The sequence below is a fragment of the Allobranchiibius sp. CTAmp26 genome (assembly GCF_017565405.1).
GTDB lineage: Bacteria > Actinomycetota > Actinomycetes > Actinomycetales > Dermatophilaceae > Allobranchiibius.
The window spans coordinates 87,233-114,150 of the sequence record NZ_JAGEKR010000005.1; the positions used below are offsets into that span (position 1 = coordinate 87,233).

The 26,918-nt window shown below is 70.7% G+C and carries 31 protein-coding genes; 19 read left to right on the forward strand and 12 right to left on the reverse strand.

What is annotated here, in order from left to right; all coding sequences use genetic code 11:
• Positions 1-33 precede the first annotated feature (33 nt).
• Entirely contained in the window at positions 34-1,218 is a 1,185-nt protein-coding gene (gene sucC, locus J4030_RS03730) for an ADP-forming succinate--CoA ligase subunit beta (RefSeq protein ID WP_208047865.1), read from the forward strand.
• A gap of 26 nt (positions 1,219-1,244) precedes the next feature.
• Positions 1,245-2,138, forward strand: coding sequence for a succinate--CoA ligase subunit alpha (gene sucD, locus J4030_RS03735; protein WP_208047866.1), 894 nt, complete (start codon positions 1,245-1,247; stop codon positions 2,136-2,138).
• Between the two features lie 315 nt (positions 2,139-2,453).
• Here the strand turns inward: sucD and J4030_RS03740 are convergent, their stop codons facing one another.
• Both J4030_RS03740 and dapD read right to left on the reverse strand, forming a co-directional pair.
• Positions 2,454-3,428 carry a hypothetical protein gene (locus J4030_RS03740; protein WP_208047867.1) on the reverse strand — a complete coding sequence of 325 codons (975 nt, stop codon included), beginning with the start codon at positions 3,426-3,428 and terminating at the stop codon, positions 2,454-2,456.
• Positions 3,429-3,447: 19 nt separating this feature from the next.
• Positions 3,448-4,377, reverse strand: coding sequence for a 2,3,4,5-tetrahydropyridine-2,6-dicarboxylate N-succinyltransferase (dapD, locus tag J4030_RS03745; protein WP_208047868.1), 930 nt, complete (start codon positions 4,375-4,377; stop codon positions 3,448-3,450).
• A gap of 110 nt (positions 4,378-4,487) precedes the next feature.
• Between dapD and J4030_RS03750 the strand changes: the two genes are divergently transcribed.
• The 8 genes from J4030_RS03750 to J4030_RS03785 are packed head-to-tail and all read left to right on the forward strand — an operon-like array spanning position 4,488 to position 11,119.
• Positions 4,488-5,459, forward strand: coding sequence for an aldo/keto reductase (locus J4030_RS03750; RefSeq protein ID WP_208047869.1), 972 nt, complete (start codon positions 4,488-4,490; stop codon positions 5,457-5,459).
• A gap of 18 nt (positions 5,460-5,477) precedes the next feature.
• Positions 5,478-6,650 carry a hypothetical protein gene (locus J4030_RS03755; protein ID WP_208047870.1) on the forward strand — a complete coding sequence of 391 codons (1,173 nt, stop codon included), beginning with the start codon at positions 5,478-5,480 and terminating at the stop codon, positions 6,648-6,650.
• 22 nt (positions 6,651-6,672) lie between these two features.
• Complete coding sequence (dapE, locus tag J4030_RS03760) at positions 6,673-7,746, forward strand: succinyl-diaminopimelate desuccinylase (protein ID WP_208047871.1); 1,074 nt, start codon at positions 6,673-6,675, stop codon at positions 7,744-7,746.
• Positions 7,743-8,495, forward strand: coding sequence for a TIGR00730 family Rossman fold protein (locus tag J4030_RS03765; protein ID WP_208047872.1), 753 nt, complete (start codon positions 7,743-7,745; stop codon positions 8,493-8,495). Before dapE ends, J4030_RS03765 begins: the two co-directional genes overlap by 4 nt.
• Positions 8,496-8,541: 46 nt before the next feature.
• Positions 8,542-8,844: a DivIVA domain-containing protein gene (locus J4030_RS03770; RefSeq protein WP_208047873.1), complete on the forward strand. Its 303-nt coding sequence runs from the start codon at positions 8,542-8,544 to the stop codon at positions 8,842-8,844.
• Positions 8,845-8,862: 18 nt separating this feature from the next.
• Positions 8,863-9,297 (forward strand): SRPBCC family protein, encoded by a 435-nt coding sequence (locus J4030_RS03775; protein ID WP_208047874.1) that lies wholly within the window; start codon positions 8,863-8,865, stop codon positions 9,295-9,297.
• Positions 9,294-9,878 (forward strand): DNA-3-methyladenine glycosylase I, encoded by a 585-nt coding sequence (locus J4030_RS03780; protein WP_208047875.1) that lies wholly within the window; start codon positions 9,294-9,296, stop codon positions 9,876-9,878. Before J4030_RS03775 ends, J4030_RS03780 begins: the two co-directional genes overlap by 4 nt.
• The gene (locus J4030_RS03785) at positions 9,875-11,119 is read left to right on the forward strand and encodes a hypothetical protein (protein WP_208047876.1); all 1,245 of its coding nucleotides are present in this window, start codon (positions 9,875-9,877) and stop codon (positions 11,117-11,119) included. The genes J4030_RS03780 and J4030_RS03785 overlap by 4 nt, the downstream gene beginning before the upstream one ends.
• A gap of 3 nt (positions 11,120-11,122) precedes the next feature.
• On the opposite strand, the gene J4030_RS03790 is transcribed toward J4030_RS03785, so the two are convergent.
• Positions 11,123-11,929 carry an enoyl-CoA hydratase/isomerase family protein gene (locus tag J4030_RS03790; protein ID WP_208047877.1) on the reverse strand — a complete coding sequence of 269 codons (807 nt, stop codon included), beginning with the start codon at positions 11,927-11,929 and terminating at the stop codon, positions 11,123-11,125.
• Between the two features lie 168 nt (positions 11,930-12,097).
• On the opposite strand from J4030_RS03790, the gene J4030_RS03795 reads away from it, so the two are divergent.
• Entirely contained in the window at positions 12,098-12,265 is a 168-nt protein-coding gene (locus J4030_RS03795; protein ID WP_083450321.1) for a DUF3117 domain-containing protein, read from the forward strand.
• Positions 12,266-12,334: 69 nt separating this feature from the next.
• On the opposite strand, the gene J4030_RS03800 is transcribed toward J4030_RS03795, so the two are convergent.
• Entirely contained in the window at positions 12,335-12,970 is a 636-nt protein-coding gene (locus J4030_RS03800; protein ID WP_208047901.1) for an O-methyltransferase, read from the reverse strand.
• 172 nt (positions 12,971-13,142) lie between these two features.
• Between J4030_RS03800 and sigE the strand changes: the two genes are divergently transcribed.
• Genes sigE through J4030_RS03820 form a run of 4 tightly spaced genes read left to right on the forward strand, consistent with a single transcriptional unit; the run spans position 13,143 to position 15,884 of the window.
• A complete protein-coding gene (sigE, locus tag J4030_RS03805; RefSeq protein ID WP_208047878.1) occupies positions 13,143-13,793 on the forward strand; it encodes an RNA polymerase sigma factor SigE in 651 nt (216 codons plus the stop codon).
• A 23-nt stretch (positions 13,794-13,816) separates the two neighbouring features.
• A complete protein-coding gene (locus J4030_RS03810; RefSeq protein ID WP_208047879.1) occupies positions 13,817-14,341 on the forward strand; it encodes an anti-sigma factor in 525 nt (174 codons plus the stop codon).
• A 27-nt stretch (positions 14,342-14,368) separates the two neighbouring features.
• The gene (locus tag J4030_RS03815; protein WP_208047880.1) at positions 14,369-15,484 is read left to right on the forward strand and encodes a S1C family serine protease; all 1,116 of its coding nucleotides are present in this window, start codon (positions 14,369-14,371) and stop codon (positions 15,482-15,484) included.
• Between the two features lie 22 nt (positions 15,485-15,506).
• Complete coding sequence (locus tag J4030_RS03820) at positions 15,507-15,884, forward strand: preprotein translocase subunit TatA (RefSeq protein WP_208047881.1); 378 nt, start codon at positions 15,507-15,509, stop codon at positions 15,882-15,884.
• 28 nt (positions 15,885-15,912) lie between these two features.
• Here the strand turns inward: J4030_RS03820 and gndA are convergent, their stop codons facing one another.
• The 5 genes from gndA to J4030_RS03845 all read right to left on the reverse strand — a co-directional run bounded on the left by gndA (position 15,913) and on the right by J4030_RS03845 (position 21,055).
• A complete protein-coding gene (gndA, locus tag J4030_RS03825; protein ID WP_208047882.1) occupies positions 15,913-17,367 on the reverse strand; it encodes an NADP-dependent phosphogluconate dehydrogenase in 1,455 nt (484 codons plus the stop codon).
• 116 nt (positions 17,368-17,483) lie between these two features.
• On the reverse strand, positions 17,484-18,617 hold the full coding sequence (locus J4030_RS03830; RefSeq protein ID WP_208047883.1) for an Mrp/NBP35 family ATP-binding protein: 1,134 nt from the start codon (positions 18,615-18,617) through the stop codon (positions 17,484-17,486).
• A 29-nt stretch (positions 18,618-18,646) separates the two neighbouring features.
• A complete protein-coding gene (locus tag J4030_RS03835) occupies positions 18,647-19,243 on the reverse strand; it encodes a DUF1003 domain-containing protein (protein WP_208047884.1) in 597 nt (198 codons plus the stop codon).
• Positions 19,240-20,562 carry a magnesium transporter MgtE N-terminal domain-containing protein gene (locus J4030_RS03840; RefSeq protein ID WP_208047885.1) on the reverse strand — a complete coding sequence of 441 codons (1,323 nt, stop codon included), beginning with the start codon at positions 20,560-20,562 and terminating at the stop codon, positions 19,240-19,242. The genes J4030_RS03835 and J4030_RS03840 overlap by 4 nt, the downstream gene beginning before the upstream one ends.
• A gap of 10 nt (positions 20,563-20,572) precedes the next feature.
• The gene (locus J4030_RS03845; RefSeq protein WP_208047886.1) at positions 20,573-21,055 is read right to left on the reverse strand and encodes a hypothetical protein; all 483 of its coding nucleotides are present in this window, start codon (positions 21,053-21,055) and stop codon (positions 20,573-20,575) included.
• A 50-nt stretch (positions 21,056-21,105) separates the two neighbouring features.
• On the opposite strand from J4030_RS03845, the gene J4030_RS03850 reads away from it, so the two are divergent.
• The gene (locus tag J4030_RS03850; protein WP_208047887.1) at positions 21,106-21,300 is read left to right on the forward strand and encodes a hypothetical protein; all 195 of its coding nucleotides are present in this window, start codon (positions 21,106-21,108) and stop codon (positions 21,298-21,300) included.
• A gap of 15 nt (positions 21,301-21,315) precedes the next feature.
• On the opposite strand, the gene J4030_RS03855 is transcribed toward J4030_RS03850, so the two are convergent.
• From J4030_RS03855 to J4030_RS03865, 3 genes are read right to left on the reverse strand one after another with little or no spacing between them, the layout of a single operon-like run.
• Positions 21,316-22,833, reverse strand: coding sequence for an aminopeptidase P family protein (locus tag J4030_RS03855; RefSeq protein ID WP_208047888.1), 1,518 nt, complete (start codon positions 22,831-22,833; stop codon positions 21,316-21,318).
• A 20-nt stretch (positions 22,834-22,853) separates the two neighbouring features.
• Positions 22,854-23,462: a DcrB-related protein gene (locus J4030_RS03860; protein WP_208047889.1), complete on the reverse strand. Its 609-nt coding sequence runs from the start codon at positions 23,460-23,462 to the stop codon at positions 22,854-22,856.
• A 5-nt stretch (positions 23,463-23,467) separates the two neighbouring features.
• The gene (locus tag J4030_RS03865) at positions 23,468-24,004 is read right to left on the reverse strand and encodes a hypothetical protein (RefSeq protein ID WP_208047890.1); all 537 of its coding nucleotides are present in this window, start codon (positions 24,002-24,004) and stop codon (positions 23,468-23,470) included.
• 89 nt (positions 24,005-24,093) lie between these two features.
• Between J4030_RS03865 and J4030_RS03870 the strand changes: the two genes are divergently transcribed.
• From J4030_RS03870 to J4030_RS03880, 3 genes are read left to right on the forward strand one after another with little or no spacing between them, the layout of a single operon-like run.
• Positions 24,094-24,942: a PHP domain-containing protein gene (locus J4030_RS03870; RefSeq protein WP_208047891.1), complete on the forward strand. Its 849-nt coding sequence runs from the start codon at positions 24,094-24,096 to the stop codon at positions 24,940-24,942.
• Complete coding sequence (locus J4030_RS03875; protein ID WP_307864545.1) at positions 24,939-25,775, forward strand: PD-(D/E)XK nuclease family protein; 837 nt, start codon at positions 24,939-24,941, stop codon at positions 25,773-25,775. Before J4030_RS03870 ends, J4030_RS03875 begins: the two co-directional genes overlap by 4 nt.
• Positions 25,776-25,827: 52 nt before the next feature.
• Positions 25,828-26,874, forward strand: a complete 1,047-nt coding sequence (locus tag J4030_RS03880; RefSeq protein ID WP_208047892.1) for an NAD(P)-dependent alcohol dehydrogenase — start codon at positions 25,828-25,830, stop codon at positions 26,872-26,874.
• Positions 26,875-26,918 lie beyond the last annotated feature (44 nt).

The following is a 26,918-nucleotide window of genomic DNA, read 5'->3' on the forward strand; positions in this document are numbered from 1 at the left end:
CATATTTTCTAGGACGTTGAGGACGGCTCAGACGTGGATCTGTTCGAATTCCAGGCGCGCGACATGTTCGAGGCACACGGCGTGCCGGTGCTCGCGGGCAAAACCATCACCGACGCGGCGCAGGCCGAGCAGGTCGCCCAGGAGATCGGTGGCGGTGGCGTCACCGTCGTGAAGGCGCAGGTCAAGACCGGTGGGCGCGGCAAGGCCGGCGGTGTGAAGGTCGCCAAGACGCCCGCCGAGGCCACGACGTACGCCGAGCAGATCCTCGGCATGGACATCAAGGGCCACACCGTGGGCACCGTGATGATCGCCCAGGGCGCTCAGATCGAGCACGAGTACTACTTCTCGGTGCTGCTCGACCGGTCCAACCGCACCTACCTGGCGATGTGCTCGGTCGAGGGCGGCATGGAGATCGAGCAGCTCGCCGTCGAGCGGCCGGACGCGCTCGCCCGCGTCGCCGTCGACCCGATCGTGGGGATCGACGAGGCGAAGGCCCGCGAGATCGTCCAGGCCGCGCGGTTCGACGAGGAGACCGGCGCCAAGGTCGCGCCGGTGCTGCAGAAGCTGTGGGAGGTCTACCGCGACGAGGACGCGACGCTTGTCGAGGTCAACCCGCTGGTGCAGACCGCCGACGGCTCGATCGTCGCCCTCGACGGCAAGGTGACCCTCGACGACAACGCGGACTTCCGTCACCCGGATCACCAGGCGCTGCAGGACAGGTCGGCCGCCGACCCGCTCGAGGCGCAGGCGCACGAGAAGGGCCTCAACTACGTCAAGCTCGATGGCGACGTCGGCATCATCGGCAACGGCGCGGGTCTGGTCATGTCGACCCTGGACGTCGTGGCGTACGCCGGTGAGAAGGTCACCAACCCGGCCGGCGCCCACCCCAAGCCGGCGAACTTCCTGGACATCGGCGGCGGTGCGTCGGCAGAGGTGATGGCCAACGGACTCGGCATCATCCTGGGCGACCCGCAGGTCAAGAGCGTCTTCGTGAACGTCTTCGGCGGGATCACCGCGTGCGATGCGGTCGCCAACGGCATCGTCGGCGCGCTCGACACCCTGGGTGACGGCGCGACCAAGCCGCTCGTCGTACGCCTCGACGGCAACAACGTGGTGGAGGGGCGGCGCATCCTGGCCGACCGCGACCACCCGCTGGTGACCATCGAAGAGACCATGGACGGCGCCGCGGCCAAGGCCGCCGAGCTCGCCGCACGCTGACAGACGTAGAGGACGGATCACTCGTAATGGCAATCTTTCTGAACGCCGACTCCAAGGTCGTCGTGCAAGGCATGACCGGCTCCGAGGGCATGAAGCACACCACCCGGATGCTCGCCTCGGGCACCTCCATCGTCGGCGGCGTAAACCCGCGCAAGGCGGGCCAGCAGGTCGACTTCGACGGCGGCAAGAGCGTGCCGGTCTTCGGCACCGTCGCCGAGGCGATGAAGGAGACGGGCGCCGACGTGTCGGTCGTCTTTGTGCCGCCGGCCTTCGCGCGCGCCGCTGTCGTGGAGGCCATCGACGCCGCCATGCCGCTGGTGGTCGTGATCACCGAGGGCATCGCGGTCAAGGACACCGCGGAGTTCTACGCGCACGCCGTGGCGTCGGGCACCACCCGCATCGTCGGGCCGAACTGCCCCGGTCTGATCAGCCCCGGGAAGTCCAACGCCGGCATCATCCCCGCGGACATCGCGGGCGCCGGTCGCATCGGGCTGGTGTCCAAGTCGGGCACGCTGACCTACCAGATGATGTACGAGCTGCGGGAGTTCGGCTTCTCCAGCGCGGTCGGCATCGGCGGTGACCCGATCATCGGCACCACTCACATCGACTGTCTCGAGGCGTTCGAGAAGGACGACGAGACCGACGCCATCGTGATGATCGGCGAGATCGGCGGCGACGCCGAGGAGCGCGCCGCGGCGTACATCAAGGACCACGTCACCAAGCCGGTCGTCGGCTACGTGGCCGGTTTCACCGCGCCGGAGGGCAAGACGATGGGCCACGCCGGTGCGATCGTGTCCGGGTCGTCCGGCACCGCGGCCGCCAAGCAGGAGGCCCTCGAGGCCGCCGGCGTGAAGGTCGGCAAGACGCCGTCCGCGACCGCCGACCTGATGCGCGAGATCATGAAGGGCCTTGCCAAGTAGGGCGATCCACTCAGCTACAACGGCCGGTCACCCCGCGGGGTGACCGGCCGTCGTACGTGATGTCGGTGGACGTTCGGGTCCGAGCGGTCCGAAACGAGCGGTCGCATCCGGGGATGGTGCACGTCTGGGTCCGAGCGGGCCGAAACGAGCGGTCGCATCAGGGGATGGTGCACGTTCGGGGCCGAGCGGGCCGAAACGAGAGGGGGCGCCGGGGGTCGGTGCTCGTTTGGGGCCGAGCGGGCCGAAACGACGGTGCGCGGCGGGGGTCGATGCACGTTCGGGGCCGAGCGGGCCAAAACGAGGAAAAGGTGCCGGTCAGCGGCCGGCGAGGTCGATCCGCACGCTGGTCGCCGACCCGGCCGGGGTGCTCGCACCGATCCACTTCGCGCCGTCGCGTCCGCGGTGCCGCTTCCATTCCCGGTCACCGACCGTGACGCTGGTGATGCCCTCGGCCTCGGCGTGCGTCACCGCCCAGGCGGCGACGGTCCACGCGCGGTCGGTGCTGCGGGCGCGGAACGTGACACCCGAGGCGCCGGCCGTGGCCTGCAGACCCGTCTGATTCGCGATCTTCGCCACCACCGCGGCGGGTGTGGAGGAGGTCTTGGCCGGGTCGAGACGGCAGGTGACCTTCTCCGGCGAGCTGCCGTCGAGAGAGGCGGTAAGCACCTGACCGGCCGACACGTGGTCGGCGTACGCCGTCGGCACGCCCGAGCGCTGCACCTCCTGCGCCGCAACCTCGACGGCCTGCGCCTGCCAGCCGTCGATCTGGGTGAGCTTGTTGTAGAAGGCGGCGCTGGAGTGCACCGGGTCCAGGATCTCGGCCTGCGTACCCCAGCCCTGACTGGGTCGCTGCTGGAAGAGCCCGAGGGAGTCGCGATCGCCGTAGGTCAGGTTGCGCAGCTTGGACTCGGTGATCGCGGTGGTGATGGCGACCTCGCCGGCGCGCGGCTCCAGGCCCAGCCTCATCGTGCCGACGTCGACGATGGTCGCGGCGTTCGCGGCTTGCTCGGGGGAGTAGTCGAAGCTGCCGTTCGCGGTGAACTGGCAGGTGGGAGAACCGAAGTTGTCCAGCAGGTGCTGGTAGCCGTAGTACGCGCCACCGGCCACGGCGGCCACGAGCACGACCGGCACCAGGCAGCCGGCGGTCCACCCGCAGCCGCGGCGACGGCGCGGTGCGTCCTGGAAGTCGAAGTGCCCGACGGGATCGTGGTCGTCCCACTCGTGCTCGTCGTAGAGCCCGTCGAATTCGCGGTCGTGGGCGTGCGGGTCCTGTTTCTTACGGAATGGCATGTGGGGGAGGGTGACGCTTTCAGTTCTGGTGCAGGACGTCGTTCAGTGCGATGCCGTGGCCCTGGCGACCCCGGCAGCGCACGACTCCGGTGGTGGAGTCGCGCAGGAAGAGCATCGAGGAGCGCCCCGACAGTTCGCGTGCCTTCACCACCGAGTCGTCGTCGAGGGTGACCTTGGTGCCGGAGGTGACGTACAGCCCTGCCTCGACCACGCAGTCGTCGCCGAGCGAGATGCCGACGCCGGCCTGAGCGCCGATGAGACAACGCTCGCCGATCGAGACGCGTTCCGTGCCGCCGCCGGACAGGGTGCCCATGATCGAGGCGCCGCCACCGATGTCGCTGCCGTCGCCGACGACGACGCCCTGCACGATGCGGCCCTCGACCATCGAGGTGCCGAGCGTGCCTGCGTTGAAGTTGCAGAACCCCTCGTGCATCACGGTGGTGCCGGAGGCCAGGTGGGCGCCGAGGCGGACCCGGTCCGCGTCGGCGATGCGGACACCGGACGGGACGACGTAGTCGGTCATCCGCGGGAACTTGTCGACGCCGTAGACATGCACCGGTCCGTCGATCTTCAACCGCATCCTGGTCTCCTCGAACCCCTCGACCGGGCACGGACCCGCGCTGGTCCACACCACGTTCGACAGGACCCCGAAGAGTCCCTCGAGATTGATCGAGTTGGGTCGTGCGAGCCGGTGGGACAGCAGGTGCAGCCGCAGGTACGCGTCGGGCACGTCGGCCGGCGGCAGGTCGAGGTCGACCTGGGTCGACACCGTCGCGGTCTTGACCCGGCGCGCGATGTCGTCGCCGGCGAGGGCCGCGAGCCGCGCAGGGGTGGAGTACGGGTCGTCCGCGGGCGCGTCGCCGAGGTGGGGTGTCGGGTACCAGGTGTCGAGGACGGTGCCGTCGTACGTCGTGGTCGTGAGGCCATGACCCCAGGCGGTGCGCGTCATGGCCCCAGGGTAGGTGAGCGACCTGTCGTAACAGGCCGTCCCCGACGCGGAGTCGGTGCGTGTCGGCGTACGGTCGCATAGGAAAGCAAACCGATGACGAGGAGCGTGGGATGAAGTACACCCGACTGGGTACGACGGGGCTGCAGGTCTCGCAGATCGCGCTGGGCTGCATGAGCTACGGAGATCCGCAGCGCGGACCCCACCCGTGGAGCCTCGACGAGGAGGCCAGCCGGCCGTTCTTCCGGCAGGCGATCGAGGCCGGGGTCACCTTCTTCGACACCGCGAACGTCTACTCGGCCGGGTCGAGCGAGGAGATCACCGGACGCGCGCTGAAGGACTTCGCCCGCCGTGAGGAGGTCGTCATCGCGACCAAGCTCAACGGCCGGATGGGCCCGGGCCCGAACGGCGCCGGCCTCTCCCGCGGCGCCGTGATGACCCAGATCGACGAGAGCCTGCGACGACTCGGCACCGACTACGTCGACCTCTACCAGATCCACCGCTGGGATCCCGAGACCCCGATCGAGGAGACGGTCGAGGCTCTGCACGACGTCGTGCAGTCGGGCAAGGCGCGCTACGTCGGCGCCTCCTCCATGTGGGCGTGGCAGTTCGCCAAGGCGCTGCACGTCGCCGACGCGAACGGCTGGACCCGGTTCGTCACGATGCAGGACCACTACAACCTGCTGCAGCGCGAGGAGGAGCGGGAGATGTTCCCGCTCCTGGCCGATGAGGGCATCGGGTCCATCCCGTGGAGCCCGCTGGCCCGCGGCAAACTCACCCGCGACTGGGACGCCACCAGCACCCGCAGCGAGACGGACGATTTCGGCAAGTCCCTCTATCGAGACGAGGACCGGACCATCGTCGACGAGGTGGCGAAGGTCGCGGACGAACGTGGCGTCAGCCGCGCGCAGGTCGCGCTGGCCTGGGTGCTGCGCAACCCCGTGGTGAGCTCGCCGATCGTGGGCGCCACCAAGACCGCCCACCTCGACGACGCGATCGCGGCGGTCGACCTGGAGCTCAGCGACGCCGAGTGCGAGCGTCTCGAGGCGTCGTACACCGTGCGGGAGCCCGCCGGCTTCAGCTGATCTGCGACCCTGGCGCACGTGTCCGTCCGTCAGATGCTGCGCACCCACCCGGTGCTCACCGCGTGCGCCGGGTACGTCGTGCTGCGCGTGATCTCGGCGCTGATCATCATCTGGGTCGGGCAGCACGCGTACGGCCACCCGTCCCGCGACTACTTCGGCGTCGCCACCCAGTGGGACGGTCAGTGGTACCGCCGGATCGTCGATCACGGCTACCCGGCCACGCTGCCGCACCGTCCGGACGGATCGGTGGCCGAGAACGAGTACGCCTTCCTGCCGCTCTACCCCGGCCTGGTCCGCGTGCTCATGTGGGCGACCGGCGGGTCGTTCCCGGTTGTGGCCACGACCCTCAGCCTGGTGCTGGGGGTCGCGGCGACGGCCGTGCTGGTGGTGTTGCTACGCCGGTTCGTCGGACCCGCGGCGGCAGCGGTCGCGGCCATCCTGTGGGCCGCCAGCCCCGCGTCCCCAGCGCTGCAGATGGCCTACACCGAGTCGCTCGCGATGATGCTGCTAGGCGCGTTGCTGTGGGCGCTGACTCGCGAGAAGTGGCTGCTGGCAGCGGTACTGGCACCTGTGGTGGGCTTGGCGCGGCCACTCGGGCCGCCGCTGGTGGTCGTCGCCCTCGTCGCGGCGTGGCTGCGGTGGCGCGCCCGCGAGGACCGTCCTCTGCCCGTCGGCGAGCGGGTCCGCATCGTGGTGATGGTGGTGAGTACGGCGCTCGCGGGATGGATCTGGGCGGCGTACGTCGGATGGCGTACCGGCGTCCGCAACGGCTACGTCCTCACCGAGCTCGCCTGGCAGTTCACCGACAAGGCGCACCCCTTCGGCTCGCTGCTCAGCCAGCTCGGCCGGGTCGTGCCCATGCCGATCGGTGTCGCGATCGCCGCGGCCGTCGGCGTCGGCATCCTCGCGCTGGCGCTCGGACCCTGGGCGCAGCGTCTCGGGTGGGTGCTGCGCATCTGGGTGGTCGCCTACCTCGGGTACATCGCGGCGGCCGCCCTCGTCAACGCCAGCGTGGTGCGCTACCTCCTTCCGGCGTTCCCGCTGGCCGTGGTGCTCATCGGCGCCGGCCGCGCTCGACCGAGCGGGCGTCAGGGCTCGCGCGCGGTCGGATGGGCGGCGGCGTTCGTGATCCTGCAGATCGTCTGGGCCTGGGGGGTGCTGCGCGGACCGGGGTTCGGCGGCGCACCGTGACCGATGGGACAGGATGTGGCGTATGCCGATCCCCACCGCGCTCGATCTGACCAGAGACGTCGTCACCCTGACCGCCGACCTGTGCGACATCGCCTCCGTGAGCACGCAGGAGCGTGCGCTCGCCGACGCGGTCGAGGCCGCGCTGCTGACTCTGCCGCACCTGGACGTCATCCGCGACGGCAACGTGGTCGTCGCCCGCACCGAGCTCGGCCGCTCCGAGCGGGTGGTGCTCGCCGGACACCTGGACACCGTGCCGCTGACCGATCCGCCGAACATCCCCGTACGGCGCGTCGACGGGACGCTGGTCGGTCGTGGCACCACCGACATGAAGGGCGGTGTCGCGGTGCAGCTCGCGCTGGCCGCGCGGGTGCCCAGCCCGTCGCGGGACGTCACGTTCATCTTCTACGACTGCGAGGAGATCGAGGAGGAGTTCAACGGCCTGAAACGCATCGGCGAGCAGCAGCCGGACCTGCTCGACGCCGAGTTCGCGGTACTGCTCGAACCCACGAACGGCGGCATCGAGGGCGGCTGCAAGGGCACCCTCCGCGTCGACGTCGTCACCAAGGGGATCTCCGCCCACTCCGCGCGACCCTGGAACGGACACAACGCGATCCACGACGCGGGCGACGTGCTGGCGCGGCTCACGGCGTACGAGCCGGCGACCGTGCACGTCGATGGCCTGGACTACCACGAGGCGCTCAACGCCGTCGGCATCCGCGGCGGCATCGCCGGCAACGTGATCCCCGACGTCTGCACCGTGAGCGTCAACTACCGCTTCGCACCGGACAAGTCCGCGGAGGAGGCGCTCGCGCACGTGCAGCAGGTGTTCAGCGGGTTCGACGTGACGCTCGGCGACTGCGCGATCGGCGCCCGGCCGGGTCTGGACCAGCCCGCGGCGCAGGCGTTCGTCGAGGCGCTCGGGTTGCCCGTCGTGGCCAAGGAGGGCTGGACCGACGTGGCTCGCTTCGCGGCTCTGGACATCCCTGCGGTGAACTTCGGTCCCGGCGATCCGAATCTCGCCCACACCGACGACGAACGCTGCCCCGAGCAGCAGATCGAGGACGCGCTGGCGGCGCTCACCCGGTGGCTGGCATGAGCGGGCGGCGTACGCACCGCAAGGGTGCGAGCACGATGCGCGGCAAGTACCTGCCCGCCACCACGACCGACCAGAGGCTGCTGGACAAGGACCAGGACACCGACTGGGTGCACACCGACCCGTGGCGGGTGATGCGCATCCAGGCGGAGTTCGTCGAGGGGTTCGGCACGCTCGCCGAGTTGGGTCCGGCGATCAGCGTGTTCGGCTCCGCGCGGCTGAAGCCCGGGTCGGACCTCTACTCCATGGGTGAGGAGGTCGCGCGGCTGCTGGTCGAGGCCGGTTACGCGGTGATCACCGGCGGCGGACCGGGGGCGATGGAGGCCGCCAACAAGGGCGCGCACGAGGCGGGTGGCACCAGCGTCGGCCTCGGCATCGAGCTGCCGTTCGAGTCCGGCCTCAACGACTACGTCGACCTGGGCGTGAACTTCCGCTACTTCTTCGTGCGCAAGACGATGTTCGTGAAGTACGCGCAGGGGTACGTCGTGCTGCCCGGCGGTTTCGGCACCCTGGACGAGTTGTTCGAGGCCCTGACCCTGGCGCAGACCCAGAAGGTGACCAGCTTCCCGGTCGTCCTCATCGGGCGCTCGTTCTGGGAGCCGATGATCGAGTGGCTCGGCACCACCGTGCTCGAACACGGGATGATCGCCGCCAGCGACGTGGCGCGGCTGCAGGTCGTCGACACCCCGGCCGACGCGGTGCAGGCCATCGTGAAGGAGAACGCGGTCATCGCCGCGAGCCGCCCGGAGTGACCGCGGTACCGGGGTCGGTGTCCGGTGCGGCGGATAGTCTGGCGCGGTGACGGTCTTCCTCCTGGTGCTCCTCGTGCTGCTGGTCGGTGCCGTGCTCGCCGGCGTCGCCGGCTGGTACGGCGGCCACATGGACGAGCCGACCGCCACCACGCCGTACACCGGCCTCCCGGAGGGCCGTCTCGCCACCGAGGACGTGGAGTCGGTGCGTTTCGACCAGACCCTGCGCGGCTACCGGATGGGTCAGGTCGACGACGTCCTCGATCGGCTCGTGGTGGCCCTGGGGGAGCGCGACGACGAGATCGCGCGACTGCGCGCCGAGGCCTCGCTGCCGCAGCACCGGCGGGACTGAGCCGTGGCCGTCATCCGGATGACGCGCGACACGACCGCCTCGGCCGACGCCGTGTGGGCGGTCGCGTCCGACTGGTCGCGGCACGGCGACTACTTCCCGCTCACCCACATGTCCGTCGCCGACGAGGCCGCCGGGGTGGGGCAGCACTTCACCGCGACCAGCCGGCTCGGCCCGCTGGCGATGCCGGACCCGATGGTGGTGACCGCCTGGGTGCCCCCGCGGGACGGTGGGCCGGGGTCGTTCGCCATCCGCAAACTGGGCAGGGTCCTCGCGGGCACCGTCGCCTTCACCGTCACGCCCACCCCCACCGGCTCCCAGCTGACCTGGGTGACCGACGTACGCCCGGCGCCCGCTCCGCTCGCCGCCCTGAGCAGGCCGGTCAGCCGGCCGATCAGCCGCGCCCTCTACGCAGGGGTGCTGAAGAAGATCGTCGCGGCCGCGGAGGCGCAGTGACGGCCGACGGGGTGGTCGTCGGGGACGACGGGTTGGCGCGCTGCGCCTGGGGATCGAGCCCGGAGTACCTGACCTACCACGACACCGAATGGGGTGTCCCCGTCCACGGCGAGCGCGCTCTGCTCGAGCGGATCACGCTCGAGGCGTTCCAGTCCGGGCTCTCCTGGCTGACGATCCTGCGCAAGCGGGAGGGCTTCCGCGCGGCGTTCGACGGTTTCGACCCGCAGGTCGTCGCGGCGTACGACGACGCCGACGTCGAGCGGCTCCTGCAGGACGCCCGGATCGTGCGCAACCGCCGCAAGATCGAGGCCGCGATCGCGAACGCCCGTGCCACCCTCGCGATGCGGGCGACCGGCGGACTCGACGAGCTGTTCTGGTCGCACGCTCCGGCGACCCACGCCTCACCCGCCCGGCTCGACGACGTCCGCGCCACGTCACCGGAATCGGTGGCGCTGGCCAAGTCCCTCAAGACGGCCGGCTTCGCGCATGTCGGGCCCACCACGATGTACGCCGCGATGCAGGCCTGCGGTGTCGTCGACGACCACCTGCGGGGTTGCCACCGCGCGACGGCAGCCGCATGACCACGCTGCTGGCCGCCCGGGGTGTCGCGCGGGCGAGGACGGACTGGCGGGGCCTCGCCGGCCGCCGCCTGCTGCCGTTGACCGTCCTCGGTTACCTGCTGTGCCGCACGTTCTCCGCCGTGCTGATGATCTGGCTGGCCCGCCACCAGCCGGTGGACGGAGTGCCGGGCGGCGTTCCCGGCGGCCACGCGACCTACTGGGACGAGACCCGGATGTGGGACGGCCGCTGGTACCAGGAGATCGCCGGGCACGGCTATCCCCGCCATCTCCCGGTGAACCCCGACGGGAAGGTTGCCCAGAACGCCTGGGCGTTCCTGCCGCTCTACCCGCTCGCCGTCAAGTGTCTGGTCGTGGTGACCGGGGCGTCGTTCGCGGTGGCCGGTTCGCTGTTGTCCCTGGTGCTCGGCGGCGCCGCGGTGGCCGTGATGGCCGTCCTGCTCCGGGACCGGATCGGGGCACCGGCCGCACTCGCCAGCGTGATCGTCTTCAGCGCGCTACCGCCGTCGATCACGCTGCAGATGACGTACACCGAATCGCTGGCGCTGCTGATCCTCATGGGTTTCCTGCTGGCCCTCGAGCGCGATCGGTGGATGATCGCCGCCCTCCTCGCCCTCACGATGGGCCTGACTCGGCCCATCGCCGCGCCCATGGTCCTGGTGGTGCTGGCGGTCGCCGTCGCCCGGTGGCGCGAGCGCGCCATCCGGCCCGTGCGCCGCCGCGACTGGGGCGGCATGGCGGCGGTGGCGGGCGCCGGCCTGGTGGGGGCGCTGCTGTGGGCGCAGATCGCCGGTCGGGTGACCGGCGTCCGGTCGGCTTACTTCGAGACCCAGGGCGCCTGGCGTGCCGACGGCGTGGTGTTCTTCCAGCCCTGGGTGCGCAACTTCGAGCTGCTCTTCGGCAAGGTCGGGGCGACCGTCGTCCTCGTGGCCCTGCTCGCAACCTTCGTGGCGATGGTCACCGGTCCCTGGGCCCGGGCGCTCGGGCCCGTCCTGCTGGGCTGGACCGTGGCGTACGCGGCGTACCTCGTCGCCACGGTCGACGTGTGGACCAGCACCTACCGCTACGCGATGTTCCTCTTCCCTCTGGTGCCGGTCGCGCTCGGTGTGGGATGGGTACACCGCGAGCGCAGGGTGCTGGTCACGCTGCGGTGCGCGATCTTCCTGGTGCTGTCGCTCGGCTGGCAGGTCTGGTGGGCGTGGACGCTGTTGCGGTTCGTGCCGCCCGTCGGCAACCCGATCTGAGTCTCAGCGTCCCTCGAAGCGGGCGGGGGTCTTGGACAGGAACGCCTCGACGGCGGCCGCGTGGTCCTGCGAACTCCCGGTGCGCGCCATGAGCTCCGCCTCGTGCGCCAGCGACGAGGCCAGATCGTGGCCGGCGGAGTACGCCAGCGCCTGCCGGATCGAGGCGTAGGCCAGCGTCGGTCCGGCCGCGAGCTGCGCCGCGAACTGCGCGACGGTCTCGTCCAGCTCCGCCGCCGGTACGAGGCGGGTCACCAGTCCCAGCCGCTGCGCCTCGTCGGCCGGGACGGTGCGGGGGAACATCAGCAGTTCGCGCGCCGCCGGGTAGCCGATCAGCCGTGGCAACGTCCAGGACGACCCGGTGTCGCTCGACAGCCCGATCGCCGCGAACGAGGTGTTGAAGCCTGCGGTGTCCGCGACGATCCGGGCGTCCGCCGCGAACGCCAGTGAGGCGCCCGCCCCCGCGGCGACGCCGTTCACGGCGGCGATCACCGGCTTGTCCATGGTGAGCAGCAGGGTCACGATCGGGTTGTAGTGGGACTCCACGGTCGAGGACAGCGGCTCGCCGCTGCGCAGTTGCGTCACGTGCTCCTTGAGGTCCTGTCCAACGCAGAAAGCCTTGCCGGTGCCGGTCAGGACGACCGCGCGCACCTGCGTGTCCGCCGCCAGGTCCCGCAGGGTGGCCAGCAGCGACTCCTTCGTCGCCAGGTCCAAGGCGTTCATCGCGTCGGGCCGGTTCAGCCGGACGGTGGCGACACCGTCCACGCGAGTCACTACGACGGGGTGTTCGGCCTGCGGGGCGGCGGACGTCATCGGGGGTCTCCTCCTGGTGGGGGCGGGTCTTCGGCGAGTGGCGGATTTCCGCAACGCACCCGGTTCGGCGATAATAAGGCGCAATTGCGAGGCCGTTCCGGCCAGCAGATCGATCGGACAGCTGCGTGGCGGGTGGCGCGAAGGCGTCACGCCACCGAAGGGAGCACCATGGCGGCGATGAAGCCGCGGACCGGAGACGGTCCGCTCGAGGTCACCAAAGAGGGCCGCAGCATCCTGCTGCGCATGCCGCTCGAGGGCGGTGGCCGGCTGGTGGTCGAGATGAACGCCGAGGAGGCCGCCGCGCTCGGCGATGCGATCAAGGGCTGCATCGGCTGATCCGACCCTCAACCGTGACGAAGGCCCCACCCGTTCCACGGCTGGGGCCTTCGTGCGTCGTCGGGTCGTTCAGCCCCGCGTGTCGGAGGTGATGGCGGTCAGCAGTCCGTCGCCGACCGGCAGGAGCGCGACCCGCAGCGAAGGGTCGTCGCGCAGCGACTTGCCGAGGTCGCGCAGGACCGTGGTGGACTCGTCGCGCGCCACCGGGTCGGCGACCTGGTCGTGCCACAGCATGTTGTCGATCGCCAGCACCCCGCCGGGCCGCAACAGGCGCAGCCCCTGCTCGACGTACGCGGGATAGTCCGGCTTGTGGCCGTCGACCAGCACCATGTCGTACGCGCTGTCGGTGAGTCGCGGGAGCACGGTCAACGCGTTGCCGCAGATGATCCGCAACCGGTGCGGTGCGATGCCCGCCTCCGAGTACGCCTCGCGCGCCGCGCTCTGGTGCTCCGCACTGAGGTCGATGGTGGTGAGCACACCACGCGCCGGCATCCCGGACAGCAACCACAGACCGGAGACGCCCGCTCCCGTGCCGACCTCGACCACCGACATCGCCCGGGCCGCGGCGGCCAGGGTCTGCAACGCGGCGCCCGTGCCGGTGCCGACCGGGACCGCGCCGAGCTTCTCCCCGCGGTCGCGGGCGCGGGCGATCGCGTCGGGCTCGGTGACGAAGTCCTCGGCGTAGCTCCAGCTGGACGCTCGCATCTGCATGGGTGCAGTCTGCCGGGCCGCGGCAGTACATACCAATGCGGCACCGATCCCGATGTCGGCGGGAGAACATTTGTGACCCGTCGTACGTTGAGAAGGTCATGCACCGCATCGAGGCTGCCAAGCAAGGGCACAGCCCACACACAGCGGACCTGGCGAGGCTGAGGTCATGACGACCCAGCATGCCCAGTCGACGGCTCGGACGACCCGCACGGTCGTGCCCGACGAGGCCCCCGCAGGATGGGTGCCGCCGACCTGGGAGGAGATCGTCACCGAGCACTCCGCCCGCGTCTACCGGCTGTCCTACCGGCTGACCGGCAACGTGCACGACGCCGAGGACCTCACCCACGACGTCTTCCTGCGGGTGTTCCGCTCGCTCGGCTCCTACCGCCCCGGGACGTTCGAGGGCTGGCTGCACCGGATCACCACCAACGTCTTCCTGGACAAGATGCGCCGCAAGCAGCGCATCCGCTTCGACGCGCTCTCCGACGAGTCCGCGGCGAGGCTCCCGAGCCGGGAGAGCGGCCCGGAGCAGACCTATGTCGACGCGCACTTCGACGACGACATCCAGCGGGCGCTGGACGCCCTGGCGCCGGACTTCCGCGCGGCCGTGGTGCTCTGCGACATCGAGGGCCTGTCCTACGAGGAGATCGCCGCGACCCTGGATGTGAAGCTGGGAACCGTGCGATCGCGCATCCACCGCGGCCGGGCTCAGCTGCGCGAGGCGCTCGCGCACCGGGCGCCCCGCCCGCAGACGTCGACGCCGGTGGCCTCGCGGCCGGGTCTCGGCATGCCGGTGATGCCGGCGGGATCCCTGTGATCCGCGTGCGCGACGGCCAGGACATGCGGGATCGACACGACACCGATGTCCTCTGCGACTACGTCGACGACATGCTCGACGCGGCACGCACCTGCGCGGTCGAGCGGCACCTGTCGGTGTGCCTGCACTGTCGGGCGTTCGTGCAGGAGCAGCGCGACGTGATCGCACGGATGCGCAGCTTCACCCTGGGTCACCAGGGTCAGCACGACCTCGCGGCCGGACTGATGCACCTGGCGCAGGAGGTCCGCCGTGAGTGCACACCCATCCGGCCGCACGGCCCGGCCACCCTGGCGACGTCCGCGCCCGCGCAGTACGCCTCCGCGCGCCGTTCGGTGGCCTGCGCCGTGTTCGCGGTCGCCGGGTGCGTCGGGGCCGCCCTCGTCGCCGTGCAGGTGCCCGTGGGCGCACCCGGCGGGACACCGGGCCAGTTGCAGCGCGGGGGAGCCTCCGTCGTACGGCAGGCGCCGCGTGCCGCGAACGGCTCGGTGACCGAGCCGGTCGCCGACCCCGTGGTCCGCGCGGCGATGGTGCGGTCCGGCGGTCACTGAGCAGCGTCGTAAGCGACAATCTCGGGTATGACGCCGTCCGGGCCCCAGCAGCCGTTTCCTTCGGCCGGTCCGCCAGCGAATCCCGAGCAGCCCCGGAAGGGCCGCGCCGGGCTGCTCGCGGGCGGCGCGCTCGTCCTCGCGCTGGTCGCCGGCGCGGTCGGTGGTGCGGGTGGCGCGATCATCACCCACCACTACGACGCGGACGCCACTGACGTGGCGGGCAGCGACCAGGTGAGCGCGATCGCCAAACGCTCCCTGCCCAGCGTCGTGACGATCCAGATCGCCGACTCCACGGGTAAGCCGGTGGGCACTGGGTCCGGCTTCGTCATCCGCTCCAGCGGATACATCGTCACCAACAACCACGTCGCCGAGGGTGCAGGTGCCAGCGGCCGGCTCACCGTGCAGTTCTCCGACGACAGCCAGGCGTCCGCCCGGATCGTCGGGGCCGACGCGTCGTACGACCTGGCCGTCATCAAGGTCAATCACGGCACGCTGCCGACTCTGGCGTACGGCGACTCCGACGCCCTCATCGTCGGCCAGTCGGTCATCGCGGTCGGCGCGCCGCTGGGGCTGACCGGTTCGGTCACTACGGGCATCGTGAGCGCGCTCAACAGACCGGTCAGCACCGGGCAGTCCATGTCGGATGTGTCCTACCTGAACGCCGTGCAGACCGACGCGGCGATCAACCCGGGCAACTCCGGTGGTCCGCTGCTGGACATGCACGGCCGGGTCGTCGGAGTGAACTCGGCGATCGCCAGCACGGGCGGCGACGGGTCGGGGAGCCAGCAGAGCGGCAACATCGGCGTGGGCTTCGCGATCCCGTCGGCGCAGGTGCAGCGCACGGTCGACCAGCTCATCAGGACGGGCAAGGCCGAGCACCCCAGCATCGGCATCCAGGTGGACCCGAACTACGAGGGGACCGGCGTGCGCGTCGGGGGCGTGGACGCGGGCGGCGGTGCACAGCGTGCCGGGGTCGCCACCGGCGACGTGATCACCGCGATCGACGGGGTCGAGGTGGCCGGTCCCACGGCGTTCATCGTGGCCCTGCGATCGAAGCCGCTCGGCGCCACGGTGACCTTGACCATCACGAGCAACGGCGGCAGCCGTAGTGTCGCGGTGCAGACCAACGCATCGAACAACTGAGGCTCGCAGGGAGGATGGTGACATGTTCGGGATCACGTCGTGGAAACTGCTGATCCTGCTCGTGGCCGCCATGGTCCTCATCGGGCCGGAGCGGATGCCGGAGTACCTGGCCAAACTGCGGACCTTCGTCAAGCAGGCCCGTGACATGGCCAACGGCGCCAAGGGCAACCTGAAGGACCAGCTCGGGCCGGACTTCGAGGACATCGACTGGCGCCAGTACGACCCCCGTCAGTACGACCCGCGCAAGATCATCCGGCAGGCCCTCTACGACGAGGAGGACGCCTCCGGTGAGCCGACCGAGCAGGCGCCCTACCTCGGCCACGACGGGATCGCCGCGCACGAGGACCACCGCCGGTGGGACCCGGACCGCGCCACGCCGTACGACGTCGACGCCACCTGAGGCCCCGCCCGGCAGTGTCTGCGTGCGCTCAGTGCGTCGAGGGCTCCGTCTCGATCTCGGTGCGGTCGCCGGACCACAGGGTGTGGAACGTGCCGTCCTTGTCCGCCCGCTGGTAGGTGTGGGCTCCGAAGAAGTCACGTAGTCCCTGCACGAGCGCGGCCGGCAGCCGCTCCGACGAGAGGGCGTCGTAATAGGCGAGCGCCGAGGAGAATCCCGGCGCCGGAATGCCCGAGGCCGCCGCGATGCCGACGATGCGCCGCCACGCGGCATCGCCCTCGGCGACCGCGTTCGCGAAGTAGGGGTCCTCGAGCAGGGTCTCCAGGTCGGGGTTCTTGTCGTACGCCTCGACGATGCGGTTCAGGAACTGCGCGCGGATGATGCAGCCGCCGCGCCAGATCTTGGCCATGTCGCCGAGGTCGATGTCCCAGTCGTACTCCTTGGCCCCCGCGATGATGAGGTCGAAGCCCTGCGCGTAGGCGACCACCTTGGAGGCGTACAGCGCCGCGCGGACGTCGTCCTCGAAGCCGTCGCCGACCTGCTGGATCTGCGGTCGTGACGCGGCGGTCCTGCGCACCGCGGCCCGCTGGGTGGGCTTGGAGGAGACCGCCCGGGCGAAGACCGCCTCGCCGATGCCGGACACCGGAATGCCCAGTCCGACGGCGTTCTGCACGGTCCAGACGCCGGTGCCCTTGGAGCCGGCCTGATCCTCGATGACGTCGACCAGGGGCTTGCCGGTGTCGGCGTCGGTCTGCTTCAGGACCTCGGCGGTGATCTCGATCAGGTAGGACTCCAGGTCGCCGTCGTTCCACTCGGTGAAGATCTGGGCGACTTCGCTCGTGGAGTGCTTGCCCACGCGGCGCAGCAGGTCGTACGCCTCGGCGATGAGCTGCATGTCGGCGTACTCGATGCCGTTGTGCACCATCTTCACGAAGTGTCCGGCGCCGTCGGTGCCGACGTGGGTCACGCACGGCTCACCCTCGGCGACGGCGGCGATGGAGCGCAGGATCGGCCCCAGGGTCTCCCACGCCTCGGCCGAACCGCCCGGCATGATCGACGGCCCGTGCAGGGCGCCCTCCTCGCCACCGGAGATACCCGTGCCGACGAAGTTCAGGCCGCGCTCACGCAGCTGCTTCTCGCGCCTGATCGTGTCGTGGAAGTTGGCGTTGCCGCCGTCCACGATGATGTCGCCCTCCTCGAACAGGTCGGCGAGCTGGTCGATCACGGCGTCGGTGCCCTTGCCGGCCTGCACCATGATGATCGCGGTGCGCGGCTTGGTGAGGGAGGCCGCGAAGTCCTCGATCGACTCCGACGCCACGAAACCGGCGTCGGCGTGCTCCTGCATCAGTTCGTCGGTACGCGCCTGGGTGCGGTTGTAGACCGCGACGGTGTTGCCCTCGCGCGACGCGAGGTTGCGCGCCAGGTTGGATCCCATGACCGCGAGGCCGACGACCCCGATGTTGGCCTGCTGCCCGTCGTTGCTCATGCCGTTCCTCTCGGGTCTGCACTGCGTCGTGCGCGCCCCCCGGTCGGGGTACGAGCCACTATCAGTGCCAACCCGGCCCGGAGGTCAAGCATTCCGGCCGGTCGGCCGGCAGTCGGCTACCGCCCGGCGGGTGTCAGGCCGAGGGAGCGACCGGCGAGACCACGGGACCGGCTGCCCAGGCCCGCCGCGATCCCGCGCAACGCGACGGCCGCCGCGCTGTCGGGGTTGCGCAGTACGACCGGCACGCCCTCGTCGGCGCCCTCACGCAGGTTGGTGTCGAGCGGCACCTGGCCGAGCAACTCGACCGGCGCGCCGATCGAACGACTCAGCGACGCGGCGACCGCGGCGCCACCGCCGCTGCCGAAGAGCTCCTGGCGGCTGCCGTCGGGCAGTTCCAGCCAGGACATGTTCTCGATGACGCCGGCGATGCGCTGGTGGGTCTGCAGCGCGATCGCACCGGCCCGCTCGGCGACCTCGGCGGCTGCCTGCTGGGGGGTGGTGACCACGAGGATCTCGGAGTTCGGAATGAGCTGGGCGACCGAGATCGCGATGTCGCCGGTGCCCGGCGGCAGGTCGAGCAGCAGGATGTCCAGGTCGCCCCAGAAGACGTCGGCCAGAAACTGCTGCAGCGCGCGGTGCAGCATCGGACCACGCCACACCACGGGCTGGTTGCCGGGCACGAACATGCCGATCGAGATGACCTTCACGTCGTGGCTGTCGGGCGGCAGGATCATGTCGTCGACCTGGGTGGGCTTTCGCTCCACGCCCATCATCCGCGGCACCGAGAAGCCGTAGATGTCCGCGTCGACCACGGCCACCCGCAGGCCCTGCTTGGCGAGCGAGGCGGCGAGGTTGGTGGTCACCGAGGACTTGCCGACGCCGCCCTTGCCGGACGCCACGGCGTACACCCGGGTCAGCGAACCGGCCTTGGCGAACGGGATCTCTCGCTCCTGCGCACCGCCGCGCAGGTGGTCCTTGAGCGCGCCGCGCTGCTCGTCGTTCATCACCCCGAGGCGCACGTCGACACCGGTCACGCCCTCGACCGCCTGCACCGCCTGGGTGGTGTCGGTCGTGAGCTTGGCCTTCAGCGGGCAGCCGGAGATGGTCAGCAGGATGGTGACGGTGACGTGGCCGCTGTCGCTGACCTCGACGCTCTCGACCATGCCGAGCTCGGTGATGGGTCGGTGAATCTCCGGGTCCTGGACGCGGGAGAGGGCATCACGAACGGCGTCGACCGTGGGGGTGGGCATGTCCGCAAGTGTAGAACCGGTCCGGTGGGTCAGCCCTTGCCGGTGGGGGAGGCGGACGCCGACGGGCCAGGATCGTCGGCGGAGCGCAGGTGACCGCGCTCCTCCATCTCCTCCAGCAGCGACCGCAGCTCCGACCGGACGAAGTCGCGAGTGGCGGTCTCGCGCATCGCGACCCGCAGCGAGGCGACCTCGCGGGTGAGGAACTCGGTGTCGGCGAGGCTGCGCGCGTTCTGGTTGCGGTCCTGCTCCAGCGCGACCCGGTCGCGGTCGTCCTGGCGGTTCTGCGCCAGCAGGATCAGGGGTGCGGCGTAGGACGCCTGCAGGCTGAGCACGAGCGTGAGAAAGGTGAACGAGTATGGGTCGAAGCGCACGGAGACCGGCGCGAGCCAGTTCCACGCGAGCCAGATGATGACGAAGACGCTCATCCAGATCAGGAACGTCGCGGTGCCCATGAACCGTGCGAACTGCTCGCTCAGGACCCCGAACCGGTCACCGTCCAGCTGGAACTTCGGCATGAACCCCCGGCGGATCTCCTGGGGCTGATCGATGCGGTCCCGCTCGCGCCGCTCGTGGGTCGCGCGAGATCGTCCGCCGCGTCGTTTGCGGCCGGTGTCGACGTCGGTCATGACGCGCTCGCCGTATCCGACCCGGACGCCTGCGTGTAGCGGCGACCCTCGTGCCGGGCCTCCCGCCAGTCCTCGGGAAGGATGTGGTCGAGCACGTCGTCGACGGTGACGGCGCCGAGCAGCCGTCCGGCGTCGTCGACCACCGGCAGGCTCACCAGGTTGTACGTCGCGAGCGTGCGGGTCACATGGCCGAGCGGCGCGTCGTCGGCGACCGCCTCGACGGTCTTGTCGATGATCATGCCGACCGCGGAGGCCGGCGGTTCGCGCAGCAGGCGCTGGGTGTGGACGACCCCGATGAACCGCCCCGTGGGGGTCTCCAGCGGCGGGCGGCACACGAAGATCGAGGACGCCAGAGCGGGCGCGACCTCTTCGCGGCGTACGAGTGCGAGAGCCTCGGCGATGGTGGCCTCCGGGCCGAGGACGACGGGGTCGGTGGTCATCAGGCCGCCGGCGGTGTTCTCGTCGTACTCCATCAGGCGGCGCAGCGGCTCGGCCTCGTCGGGGGCCATCCGCTGCAGCAGCTGCTCGGCCTGCGCGGGCGGCAGGTCGGCGAGCAGGTCGGCGGCGTCGTCGGGCTCCATCGCCTCCAGCACGTCGGCGGCCCGCTCGACGTCCAGGCCGGTCATGATCTCGACCTGGTCGTCCTCGGGCAGCTCCTGCATGATGTCGGCGAGCTTGTCGTCGTCCAGGGCAGCGGCGACCTCCCCGCGGCGCTTGGGGGTCAGGTCGTGGATGACCTCGGCCAGGTCGGCGACCCGCAGGTCCTCGTAGGTCTCCAGCAGTCGCTCGGCGCTCTGCGCTTCCGGCTGGTGGCGCAGACCCGTGACGTCGGCGACGGGGACCAGCACCGTGGTGCCGCTGCGCCGTCGGGTCAGCCGGGACATCGCCTTGGAGGCGGCCGAGACGGGGATCGAGCGGCGTACGAAGACCTTGGTGGCCATCCAGTCGCGGCGGGCGTTCTGCTCGATCTCCAGGTCCTCGACGAGCCCGGTGAAGACCTCCGCCTCGTACCGCACGTTGACCTCGCGGTCGAGGATCTCCGCGAGCACCAGGGTCTCGTTCGTCCGCTGCTCGAAGCGGCGCATGTTGACCAGACCCGTGGTGATGACGGCGCCTGCGTCGATGCTGGTGACCCTCGTCATGGGCACGAAGACCCGGCGCTTGCCGGGGACCTCGATGACCAGGCCGATGGCGCGCAGCGCACCGGTCGAGGCGAAGACGACGACCACGTCGCGCACTCGACCGACCTGATCCCCGAGGGGATCGAGGACCGTCAGGCCGGAGATGCGCGCGATGAACACGCGAGTCAGTGAACTCACGGTGGACAGGTTAACCCTCGCGTCGCCGACGCTTTCCGAGGTGACCGGGCATCCGCCCGCGGGTGGTCGCCGAGGTCGGGGCGGGTTCCCGCGCGCCGCTCGGAGCGTCGCGTGCCACCGGCGTGGGCGTCTCGAAATCCGGCCGCAGCGCCCAGACCGCGCCGTCCTGCGACCAGCGCGCGACCGGGTCGTCGTCGGGGGAGTTCAACCGTGCCGGCCGCAGGGCGCCGACGGCGTCGTCCCACCCCTCGTCCCCCGGCCGGAGCCGGGTCGCGGACGCGGTGAACCTGCCGGCGTACTCGCGGGTGTCCTTAACGCGCAGCGTGATCGGCACACTCGCCGGGAGCTCGGGCAGCTCCTGTTCGCCCGGGCCGGACACGACGTAGGCGACCTCGCCCGCCGGCACGTACCAGACCGGACGGTCCCGGCCCTCCACCTCCAGCCAGCAGATGGCGGACTTGCCGAAGGCTGCCGGCGTGGCGGACGCGGTCATGCGGGGAGCGTAGCGGTGGGACGTCGGTGTCTGCTGTTAGCGTCGAACGCATGAGCGATGCAGAGGACCGAACCGAGGATCTGACCGAAGACACCCAGCAGCCCGTCGCCGAAGAGCCTGGTACCGCAGGTGGTGACCCGCTGGCGGGTGTGCGCATCAGTGAGGAAGACGCGAAGGAAGCCGTACCCGGTGACACCGGGCCGGAGCTGCCCGGTGAGCCGGGCAACAACGCCGGACACGCCTGAGCAGGACGAGGCGGTTTAGGAGCGCTCGGCCCAGACGCGGGAGATCCAGTCCTCGACCTCGGCGCTGGTCCGGGGCATGGCCGCCGACAGGTTCTCGTGACCGGTCGCCGTGACGAGCACGTCGTCCTCGATACGCACGCCGATCCCGCGCAGCTCCTGCGGGATGAGCTCGTCGTCGGCCTTGAAGTACAGGCCCGGCTCGACCGTGACGATCATGCCGGGGGTGAGGGTCCCCTGCATGTAGTCCTCGTCGCGGGCCTGCGCGCAGTCGTGCACGTCCAGGCCCAGGTGGTGGCTGGTGCCGTGCACCATCCAGCGACGGTGGTACTGCCCGGTCTCCTTGTCCAGGGTCGCCTCCACGTCGACGCCGTCCGGCAGCAGGCCCCAGTCGAAGAGCGTCTGGGCGATCACCCGGATCGCCGCCGCGTGGATGTCGGCGAAGGTGGCGCCCGGTCGTACGGCGGCCAGTCCTGCCTCCTGAGCGGCGTACACCGCGTTGTAGACCCGGCGCTGGGCGTCGGAGAACCGACCGTTCACCGGGAAGGTGCGGGTGATGTCGGCGGTGTAGAGCGCGTCGACCTCGACGCCGGCGTCCAGCAGCAGCAGGTCGCCGTCGTGGATCTCGCCGGTGTTGCGGATCCAGTGCAGCGTCGTCGCGTGGTCGCCGGCGGCGCAGATCGAGTCGTAGCCGACCCCGTTGCCCTCATGGCGCGCGGTGAGGCCGAAGACGCCCTCCACCCAGCGCTCGCCGCGACCTCGGCGTACGGCGTCGGGCAGGTCGGCGATCACCGACTCGAAACCGCGGGCGGTCGCGGTGACCGCGGCGCGCATCTGGTCGACCTCGAAGTCGTCCTTGACGAGTCGCTGGGTGGACAGCGTGCGGGCCAGTTCGTCGTCCAGGTCGTGGCGGTCGCGGCCGTCCTCCTCGCCCGCCTGCTGCTGGGTCTGCGCCGTCTGCTGACGGATCTCGTCGATGAGGGCGGTCACCTCGGCGTCCGCGTCGCGGACAACCCGGACCGTCACCTCACCCGCGTCCTTGGAGACGGCGTCCTTGAGTTCGTCGATGTGCCGTGCGGCGATGCCGAGCTCGGACTCCATGTCCTCCAGCCTGGGGCGGGCACCCACCCAGAACTCGCCGTAGCGGGAGTCGCCGAAGAACTCCTCGGTGTCACGGCCGGCCAGCGGGCGGAAGTAGATCGTCGCCTCGTGGCCCTCCTCGGTGGGCTCCAGCACCAGGACAGCGTCCGGTTCGCGGTCGCCTCCCAGGCCGGTCTGGTGGGCGAACGCCGTGTGCGGCCGGAACACGTAGTCGCAGTCGTTGCTGCGGACCTTCAGCCCACCGGCGGGGATGACGAGCCGCTCGCCGGGGAACTGTGCGCCGAGCTCGTCGCGGCGCGCACCGGTGTGGTCGGCGACGGGTTCGCGCGGGGTGGGCTCGTCCGGGCGCGGCGCCCAACCGGAGGCCACGAACGAGCGGAACTGCGCGCTCGTGGGTTTGCTGCGATGTTCGGCCGCCGGCTGCTTCTCACTCATACCGGCATCGTCGCACCGGGCTAGGACCGACTCCAAGCCCAGCTGCCGAAGATGGCCGTCTGCGCAGCGGCCGCACCCGCGGCATCGGCCGCCGAGGAGGTCATGGTCGTGATGTAGACCGCCGACCCGTGCTGCACGAAGTACTGCCGCTCACTCACCGGCTTGCCCTGCACCGTCTTGGTGGCGGTCAACCCCTCGCCCTTGATCCCGCCGACGGTCGTGGGGGAGGCGGCCGTCACGGCGTACCCGCTCTGCTGCAGGCTCGCCTGGCTCTGCCCGACCATGTCGGCGAGAGCCACCCCCGGCGCGGCCTGACGCAGCACGCTGAAGTTGGTGCGCACCCCGTGCGTGGCTGTCGGCGCCTGCACGAAGATCACCACGCCGGACACGGAGCTCTTCACCGCCTTCCACCCGACGGGCAGCACGGTCGAGAAGGACTTGTCCTTGCTGACGGTGCTGCCGGCGTACGCGCTGGTGCTGGAACCTGCGGCCGGGCCGTTGAGATCGACGGTGGAGGTCGGGTACGACGGTGTCTGCGGCGCGCTGCTCCCGCTCGACCCGCAGGCCGCGAGGGAGCCGGTGGCGAGCACGAGGAGGAGGGGCGCCAGGCGCGCACGGGCGGTCGGCATGCCGGTCACCCTAGATCGGGCGCTGCGGATTCGAAGTGGGTGGCACTGCGTCTGCTCCACATCAGGACCGTCACGGCGACCGCCACGGCCAGCTGTGCCAGGTCGACGAGCACCCCGAGCACCGGAGTGCCGCCCTGCGTGAGCGTCCCGTAGACCTTGAGGACGCACAGCACCGCCAGCACCGTCCCGAAGATGCGGGCCCGGCGCGAACCGTGCCGAATGCCCCACGCCAGCGCCAACCACAGGATGGCGCTGAGCACCGCGGCTGCCACCAGGAACGACACGGTGAATCCGGCGGCGTCGCCGATGTCGTGAGCGTTCAGCCGGCGCCCACCGGTGTGTGCGTTGTGGCGTACGAGGGAAGCGCGGATGTCGCCACGCGCACGCAACTCCACGAGGGCGGCGAGCACGCTGAGGACGGCGCCGGCGTACATCAGGCGCACGGTCTGATAGACGCTCGGCGGGGTGACCTGGCGGCGGATGGGGATCGTGACCTCGGACCCGGCGGGTAGGCCGGGGGTCGGTGCGGGTGGCGAGGTCATCACCTCAGTCTGACAAAGCCGACGAGATCCGCGCGCCCATCGGTGGATGACGCGAGGGTGTGTCGCCCCGCCTCGGTAGGGTCCACAGCGTGCGCATCGACCTTCACACCCACTCCACCGAGAGCGACGGCACGCAGGCGCCGCAGCAGGTGATGGCCGCCGCCGCGGCGGCCGGGTTGGACGTCGTGGCGCTCACCGACCACGACACCACCAGCGGCTGGGAGCAGGCGGCGTCGGTCGTGCGCGAGCAGGGGGTGGCGCTGGTCCGGGGTATCGAGATCTCCTGCTCGGCCGGCGGCATCAGCGTGCATCTGCTGGGCTATCTGCACGATCCGACGAGCGCGCCACTGACCCGCGAACTGGACCACGCCCGCGACTCCCGTGAGCACCGCGCCCGCCGGATGGTCGACCTGCTCACACCGGACACCGGGCTCACCTGGGAGCAGGTACGCGTTCAAGCGGCTCCCCGAGCGACGCTGGGGCGCCCGCACATCGCCGATGCCCTGGTCGTCGCCGGGGTCGTCGCGGACCGGAACGAGGCCTTTGCGACCTACCTGAAATCGAATGGGAAATATCACGTCTCGCACTACGCCCCGCACCCCGCCCGCGCGGTCGAGCTGGTGCGGGCGGCGGGCGGCGTGCCCGTGATGGCTCATCCGCTCGCCCACCAGCGCGGCAGGGTCGTGGACGAGAGCGTCATCCGCGAGATGGCCGACGCCGGGCTGGGCGGGATCGAGGTGTTCCACCGCGACCACGACGACGCGTCGCGCCGCCGCGCGGGGGAGTTGGCGAGCGAGCTCGGACTGTTCGTCACCGGGTCCAGCGACTACCACGGCTCCGGCAAGGACAACCGGCTCGGCGAGAACACCACGACGCAGCCGGTGCTGGAGACCATCGTCGCGCAGGCGACCTCCCCGACCACGATCCTGTGGCCGTGACCCAGACCGAGATCCCCGGCCTCCCGGCGCGGCTCTACTCGGCGAGCCCGAGCAAGTTGTCGATGTGGCTGGACTGCCCGCGCGCCTACCGGATGCGTTATCTCGACCGGCCCTCCCCACCCGGGCGCCCGCAACGTGCACACACCTCCGTGGGACTGGTCGTGCACAACGTGTTGCGTGATTTCTGGGATCTGCCCGAGCACGCCCGGACGCCGGATGCGGTGCGGGAACTGGTGCGGACCAGCTGGATCGACGTCGGGTTCCGCGACGCCGAGCAGTCAGCGCGCTGGCGGGCGCGGATCACCGATGAGGTGCTGGACTATCTGCGGGAGAGCGACCGCAGCACCCAGCCCGCGGGGATCGAGCGCACTGTGGGGCTGAAGACCGCCACGCTGGCCCTCACCGGGCGGATCGACCGCCTTGACGACCGCGACGGCGAGTTGGTGGTCGTCGACTACAAGACCTCGCGCCGGCCGCTCGGGCACGACGATGCGCGCACGTCGCTGGCGCTGGCGTTCTACGCCCAGGCCGTCGCCCGGCTCTTCCGGCGCGCGTGCACCCGCGTCGAACTGCACCACGTGCCGACCCGCGAGGTGGTCGCCCACGATCACACGCCCGAGTCGTTGGAGCGCAAGGCCGCCGAGGCGGAGTCGATCGGGCGCGACCTGCGTGCGGCCGACGCGTCGTACGCCGAGCTGGGCGTCGAATCGGCCGCCTTCGCGCCTCGTCCGTCGGCGCTGTGCCGGTGGTGCGACTACCGCCAGCACTGTCCCGAGGGCCAGCTCATGGGTCCGGAACAGCAGTCCTGGGCGGCCCTCGAACCGCAGGCGTGACCAGGCTCACCGGATTGGCGTGAGCCCCCCGGGCGGTCGTAACGTCGGTGATATGACAACTACCCCTGCTCTGTCCGTTGCATCGCCCAGTGGCTCGTTCGAGGCCGGTCCCGTCGAGCTGCGAGCGCTGCGTGACGACGATGTCCGTATCGATGTGAAGTACGCCGGTATCTGTCACAGCGACATCCACCAGGTCCGCGAGGAGTGGGGCACCGCGATCTTCCCGATGGTGCCGGGCCACGAGATCGCGGGCGTCGTCGCCGAGGTCGGCGACGCCGTCACCCGCGTCAAGGTCGGCGACCACGTCGGCGTCGGCTGCATGGTCGACTCGTGCGGCGAGTGCGAGTTCTGCAAGGAAGGCTACGAGCAGCACTGCGTCAAGGGCGCTGTTCTGACCTACAACGGCGTCGGCTACGACGGCGAGAAGACCAAGGGCGGCTACGCCCAGGGTGTCGTCGTCTCCGAGCGCTTCGTCCTCACCATCCCCGAGGGCCTGGGTCTCGACGTCGCCGCGCCGCTGCTGTGCGCGGGCATCACGAGCTACTCCCCGCTGCGCCGCTGGGGCGCCGCCCCCGGCACGAAGGTCGCTGTCGTCGGCATGGGCGGTCTTGGCCACATGGGGGTCAAGATCGCGGCCGCCATGGGCGCCGAGGTGACTGTGCTGTCGCGCACGACCGACAAGGCCGACGACTCGGTCGAGCTCGGTGCGACCCAGCACCTCGCCACCAAGGACGGGAAGGTGTTCGAGGACCTCAAGGGGTACTTCGACATCATCCTCAACACGGTGAGCGCCGACCTGCCCATGGAGGACTACGTGGGTCTGCTGAAGGCTCGCGGCGTGCTGGTCTCGGTTGGTCTGCCGCCCAAGAAGTACGAGATCGCGCCGGGCCTGCTGATCGGCTCCAGCAAGGTGGTCGCCGGGTCCAACATCGGCGGCATCCCCGAGACCCAGGAGATGCTCGACTTCTGCGCGAAGCACGACTTCGGCGCGACCGTCGAGGTCATCGCCGCCGATGAGGTCGACGCGGCGTACGACAAGGTCGTGGACGGCAAGGTGCGCTACCGCTACGTGATCGACACCAGCACCATCTCCGCCTGACACATCCCAGGCCCGTACGACGACAGGGTCGCGGCGCGCTCCAT